This is a genomic window from Pseudomonas sp. Sample_24 (assembly GCF_004307605.1).
GTDB lineage: Bacteria > Pseudomonadota > Gammaproteobacteria > Pseudomonadales > Pseudomonadaceae > Aquipseudomonas.
In genome coordinates this window covers 1-5795 of record NZ_RCNW01000435.1, presented here as the reverse complement: position 1 = coordinate 5795, position 5795 = coordinate 1, and the positions used below count along the sequence as shown (strand labels likewise).

The following is a 5795-nucleotide window of genomic DNA, read 5'->3' as shown; positions in this document are numbered from 1 at the left end:
TGTACCTGGAAAGCGACCAGACCCCATGGGACGACGACATCGCCTGCGCCCGCGCCGCATTTGCCGCACTGAACGTCGAAGTGCGTTGCGCGCCGGGGACTTGGGTCGAGGAAGAAGGTGAGGAAACGGCGGATCGCTGGATTCGCATCAGCGCCGATGGTGAAGAAGAGATCACCTGGAAAACCGCCTGATTCCGCCCGTTCCCATGCTCTGCGTGGGAATGCAGCCCGGGACGCTCCGCGTCCCAAAGCGGACGCAGAGCGTCCGTTGAGGCATTCCCACGCAGAGCGTGGGAACGATCATCACAGGCCTACAACATCCTCAGCCTGCAACCCCTTCTGCCCTTCCACCACCGCGTACTCGACCTGCTGGCCTTCAGTCAGCGAGCGGTGGCCTTCACCGCGAATCGCGCGGTAATGCACGAACACGTCCACCCCGTCTTCGCGCTGAATAAAGCCGTAACCCTTGGCGTCGTTGAACCACTTCACGTTGCCGGTTTCGCGCGTTGCCATGTCAGTACCCCCTTTGTTTTTATTTTGAGCGGCCGAGTATATGACAGACACAAAAACTCTCAACTACAGAATGGTTGACTGCTTTTTTGCCGATTTTCGACGAATCCGGCACACTACGGCCCTCCCGAGCAATTGCTTGGTTTTACTCACTCACGCAGAAGCCGTATGACCCGTTCCCCGTTCCGCCGTCTTGTGTTTGGCACCTTGCGCCGCCTGTTGTACCTCTGGGTCCGCTCGGAGACGATCAACCAGTCGTCGTTCACCCTCAACCTCGACCGCAGTCGTCCGGTGTTCTACGTCCTGCAAAATCCTTCGCTGACCGATCTGGCCGTGGTCGACACCGAGTGCAGCAAAGCCGGGCTGCCGCGTCCGGTGCTGCCGGTGTCGGTCGGTTCATTGATCGAGCCGGCGGCGTTTTTCTACCTGACGCCTGATCCCGACTGGCTCGGCCGCCAGGACAAGCGCGGTGCGCCACCCACCTTGACTCGCCTGGTCAGTGCCCTGAGCCAGAACGCCGCCGAAGACGCGCAGATCATTCCGGTAAGCGTGTTCTGGGGCCAGTCGCCGGACAGCGAGAACAGTCCATGGAAACTTCTGTTCGCCGATAGCTGGGCCGTTACCGGACGCCTGCGTCGGTTGTTGAGCATCATCGTGCTGGGGCGCAAAACCCGCGTACAGTTTTCCGCGCCCATCCACCTGCGCGAACTGATCGACCACAACAAGGGCCACGAGCGTACTGTGCGCATGGCCCAGCGCATTCTGCGGGTGCACTTTCGCAACCTGAAGGCTGCCGTGATCGGCCCGGACATCTCCCACCGGCGCAATCTGGTCAAGGGTCTGGTCAATCAGCCCTTGGTCAAGCAGGCAATCCTCGATGAAGCCGAGCGCGAGAACATCTCACCGGAGAAAGCCAAGGCCCAGGCCCTGCGCTACGGCAACGAGATTGCTTCGGACTACACCTACACCGCCATCCGCTTCCTTGAAGTGGTGCTGAGCTGGTTCTGGAACAAGATCTACGACGGCATCAAGGTCAACCACATCGAAGGCGTGCAGAAGGTCGCCCAGGGTCACGAAGTGATCTACGTGCCGTGCCACCGCAGCCACATCGACTACCTGCTGCTCTCGTACCTGCTGTTCCGCAACGGCCTGACGCCACCGCACATTGCCGCCGGAATCAACCTCAACATGCCGGTGATCGGCAGCCTGCTGCGACGTGGCGGCGCGTTTTTCATGCGGCGCACGTTCAAGGGCAACCCGCTTTACACTTCGGTGTTCAACGAGTACCTGCATACCTTGTTCACCAAGGGTTTCCCGGTGGAATACTTTGTCGAGGGCGGCCGTTCGCGCACCGGGCGCATGCTGCAACCGAAAACCGGAATGCTCGCCATCACCCTGCGCAGTTTCCTGCGCTCTTCGCGCATGCCCATCGTGTTCGTGCCGGTGTATATCGGCTATGAGCGGGTGCTGGAAGGTCGGACCTATCTGGGCGAGTTGCGCGGTGCAAGCAAAAAGAAAGAATCGATCTTCGATATTTTCAAAGTCATCGGCGCGCTCAAACAGCGCTTCGGCCAAGTGGCGGTGAACTTCGGCGAGCCGATCAAACTGGCGGAATTCCTCGACAGCGAACAACCCGACTGGCGCCAGCAGGACCTCGGCCCGCAGTTCAAACCGGCGTGGCTCAACGAAACCACCAACCGCCTCGGCGAGAAAGTCGCACAGCATCTGAACGAAGCGGCGGCGATCAATCCGGTGAACCTCGTCGCGCTGGCGCTGCTGTCCACCAGCCGCCTGGCCTTGGACGATCGCGCCATGGCGCGGGTGCTGGACCTGTATCTGGCGCTGTTGCGCAAAGTGCCTTACTCGTCGCACACCACATTGCCGGAAGGCGACGGCCGCGCGCTGATCGAGCACGTCAAGGCCATGGACCTGCTGTCCGAGCAGAGCGATGCGTTGGGCAAGATTCTGTACCTGGACGAGCAGAATGCTGTCCTGATGACGTACTACCGAAATAACGTGCTGCACATTTTTGCGCTGCCGGCGTTGCTGGCCAGCTTCTTCCAGAGCACTTCGCGCATGAGCCGCGAACAGATCCTGCGCTACACCCGAGCGTTGTATCCGTACCTGCAATCGGAGCTGTTCATTCGCTGGCCGCTGGATGAGCTGGATGCGGTGATCGATCAATGGCTGCAAGCGTTCGTTGAGCAAGGCCTGTTGCGTTTCGAGAACGACGTGTATCTGCGCCCGGCACCGAGTTCGCGGCATTTTGTGTTACTGACGCTGTTGTCGAAAAGCATCGCCCAGACTTTGCAGCGTTTCTACATGACCGTCTCCCTGCTGCTCAACAGTGGCCAGAACAGCATCAGCGCCGAAGAACTGGAAGACCTGTGCACGGTCATGGCCCAGCGCCTGTCGATCCTGCATGGCCTGAACGCTCCGGAGTTCTTCGACAAGAGCCTGTTCCGCCACTTCATCCAGACCCTGCTCGACCTCGACGTGCTCAAGCGCGATGAAGCCGGCAAGCTGAGCTATCACGAACTGCTTGGCGAATTGGCCGAAGGCGCGGCTAAACGCGTATTGCCGGCGGAGATTCGCTTGTCGATCCGTCAGGTGGCGTTGCATCGCAGCGAAGATGCGGCGGATCTTGTCGAACAGGTCTGACGTCTCAATGCGACAGAAGCAAGGACGCTTCTGATCTGTCCCGTTAACAATTCGCTGACTACTAGCGAACGCTTCCTACATAACACTTGAATGTTCAGGAGATAAGCTCAGCGCTCGTCATTTACGACGAATTCATTTGATAAGGAAATCATCATGACCCAACACACTATCAACACGCTCCTGCATTTCCCCCCCCGATTTGAACTTCTGCCAGGTTGCGAAATCAGCATCAAAGTACAGGACATCAGCGACAGGAATGCACCAAAACTTCACAGTCAGTGGGGTAGCAACCATCTTTCATCGACACTCCCCATCAACTTCCCGGTTGTGATCGACTCCGAAGTGAACGAGGTCGGCAGCCGCTTCTCCATCAATGTAAAAATCTCTTTTCTGGACTCGCAGTTGCTGTTGGATCTGGATCAGACGTTCTGGTGGGGAGGAGGCGATCACGATACCGATATTTACTTGAGCACCGTGAGCCACATCGCTGTGTTCAAATCGTGGATGCCTCAAATTGGTTATCCTGCCGACTCAAAGTTGTTCGTGAAGTTGGTTGAGTTGAACGACGATGGCCAGCCAGGGGCTGTCATCGATGAAGCCGTGGGGTTGACCGCACAGACCACGCCCATCTACTTGAAATATAACCCGTTCAAGATTTGGCCAGGCCAGGAATATGCATTGATCGGCTCGTTCGAAGGCTATGGTCAGAAGGTGCTGGCTCTGGGTCTTAAGCCGGGGAAATTGATTCTGCAGCCGCAAATCGAACAGACGCCAATTTTCGGCGACTGATTCCAACCGTTCACAACAACGCTTGACGTAAACTTCGCGACGACCGGATTCAAGCGCCAGTTTGCTGCTGGCGCCTTTGCAACACGAATCGACCATCATGCCATGCAGCTCGACGCTTCGCGCCGCGAACAAATCGAGCTGGCGTTGATTGTGAATTTAATCTACTGAAGGAAGCATCCCCAATGTTCCGCCCTACCCTTCGCTTCGCCGCCCTGTGTGCCAGTTTGATGATCGGCGCCAATGCGATGGCCTTGTCACTCTCTGACCTGTCGCAGCAGGACGCCACCGGCGGCCTCAAGGACGCCTTGACCCAAGGCGCGCAATTGGCCGTGAAGCAACTCGGTACGCCGGGCGGCTTCAGTAACAACCCGGAGGTGAAAATCGAACTGCCGGGCAAGCTGGGCAAGGTTGCCAGCAAAATGAAACAGTTCGGCATGGGCGATCAGGTCGATCAACTGGAAACCAGCATGAACAAAGCGGCTGAAACCGCTGTGACCCAAGCCCAGCCCATACTCGTGGATGCGGTGAAAAAAATGTCCGTGGCGGACGCCAAGGGCATTCTCAGTGGCGGCAACGATTCGGCCACCCAATACCTGAACAAAACCAGCCGCGAACAAATCCGCGCCAAGTTTCTGCCCATCGTCAAGCAAGCCACTGACCAGGTGGGTTTGGCCAAGCAATACAACTCATTTGCCGGCCAGGCCGCGACCATGGGCGTGATCGATACCAAGAACGCCAACATCGAAAGCTACGTGACCGAACAGGCATTGAATGGCCTGTTTGAAATGATCGGCAAACAGGAAGAAGCCCTGCGCCAGAACCCGGCGGCGGCGGCGACCAGTTTGGCCAAAAAAGTGTTCGGCACTTTGTAATTCCTGGCTGACAGCACACAAGAAAAGCCCGCTGAACCTGTGAAGGTCCGCGGGCTTTTCCTTTTCTACTGCTGCGGATCGAGCTGATCCAGCACCTCGCCCACTGAAAGCTGCGCCAGGACAATCATCTGTTGAATACCGAGTACCAGATTACAAGTCGGGCCGGTCAGGATGGATGATAACTGGTAGAGATTAGTCGGCTGGCAGGCCGTCATCGCCAGCAGGCTGGCTCCCACAGAAGAGCAAAAGCAGAACACCATACAACCGCTGTTGCCCCTCACCACTCCACAGGCCGAGCGTTAGCTCGCCTGCCGCTCTTGATCTGGGCGCCCCCTCGAGAGGCCGAGTGGAGGTTCTGCGTAGTGGGCAACCCGGCATGGATGCCGGGTTAGCCGCCGCCGGCCATGGATGGCCGATGGCGGCGGGCCCACGGAGCAGGACCGGAGCGAGGGCATGCCGAGCCTAGGCGAGGCACCGAACGACAGGGGCAAGAGCGTTTGGTTACTTTGCGCTTTTCAAAGTAACCCGCTGTAAAAGCGGAACCATAAGCGGCCGTTACCGAAGCAACGGATATACACCAAAAACAACCAACAGCCTGGTCGGCCCTAAGGCCGCCACGTTCAAACCATCAAACCGACTCCTTGCGAACCCTGAACCAAGCCGCATAAAGCGCCGGCAAAAACAGCAACGTCAACGCCGTCGCCACAATCAACCCCCCCATGATCGCCACCGCCATCGGCCCGAAAAACACACTGCGCGACAACGGAATCATCGCCAACACCGCCGCCAGCGCCGTCAGCACAATCGGCCGGAACCGCCGCACCGTCGCCTCGATGATCGCCTGCCAAGGCTTGAGCCCGGCAGCGATATCCTGCTCGATCTGATCGACCAGAATCACCGAGTTCCGCATGATCATCCCGGACAAGGCGATGGTCCCGAGCATCGCCACAAACCCGAACGGCTG

General features: G+C 58.2%; 6 protein-coding genes and 1 pseudogene. 4 read left to right on the top strand and 3 right to left on the bottom strand.

What is annotated here, in order from left to right; all coding sequences use genetic code 11:
• Nucleotides 1-191: pseudogene (locus D8V06_RS25495) on the top strand (hypothetical protein); the annotation flags it as partial.
• A gap of 111 nt (nucleotides 192-302) precedes the next feature.
• Here the strand turns inward: D8V06_RS25495 and D8V06_RS25490 are convergent.
• Entirely contained in the window at nucleotides 303-512 is a 210-nt protein-coding gene (locus D8V06_RS25490) for a cold-shock protein (protein ID WP_007954750.1), read from the bottom strand.
• A 165-nt stretch (nucleotides 513-677) separates the two neighbouring features.
• Between D8V06_RS25490 and plsB the strand changes: the two genes are divergently transcribed.
• The 3 genes from plsB (at nucleotide 678) to D8V06_RS25475 (ending at nucleotide 4831) form a co-directional block, all read left to right on the top strand.
• The gene (plsB, locus tag D8V06_RS25485) at nucleotides 678-3170 is read left to right on the top strand and encodes a glycerol-3-phosphate 1-O-acyltransferase PlsB (protein ID WP_130932056.1); all 2493 of its coding nucleotides are present in this window, start codon (nucleotides 678-680) and stop codon (nucleotides 3168-3170) included.
• Between the two features lie 153 nt (nucleotides 3171-3323).
• Nucleotides 3324-3959, top strand: coding sequence for a hypothetical protein (locus tag D8V06_RS25480; RefSeq protein ID WP_056856262.1), 636 nt, complete (start codon nucleotides 3324-3326; stop codon nucleotides 3957-3959).
• Between the two features lie 182 nt (nucleotides 3960-4141).
• The gene (locus tag D8V06_RS25475) at nucleotides 4142-4831 is read left to right on the top strand and encodes a DUF4197 domain-containing protein (RefSeq protein ID WP_056856263.1); all 690 of its coding nucleotides are present in this window, start codon (nucleotides 4142-4144) and stop codon (nucleotides 4829-4831) included.
• 65 nt (nucleotides 4832-4896) lie between these two features.
• Here D8V06_RS25475 and D8V06_RS25470 read toward each other — a convergent pair whose 3' ends face one another.
• Both D8V06_RS25470 and D8V06_RS25465 read right to left on the bottom strand, forming a co-directional pair.
• Nucleotides 4897-5091 carry a hypothetical protein gene (locus D8V06_RS25470; protein ID WP_130932055.1) on the bottom strand — a complete coding sequence of 65 codons (195 nt, stop codon included), beginning with the start codon at nucleotides 5089-5091 and terminating at the stop codon, nucleotides 4897-4899.
• Between the two features lie 368 nt (nucleotides 5092-5459).
• Nucleotides 5460-5795 (bottom strand): efflux RND transporter permease subunit (locus D8V06_RS25465; protein WP_130932054.1); only part of this gene is annotated, 336 nt, incomplete at its 5' end.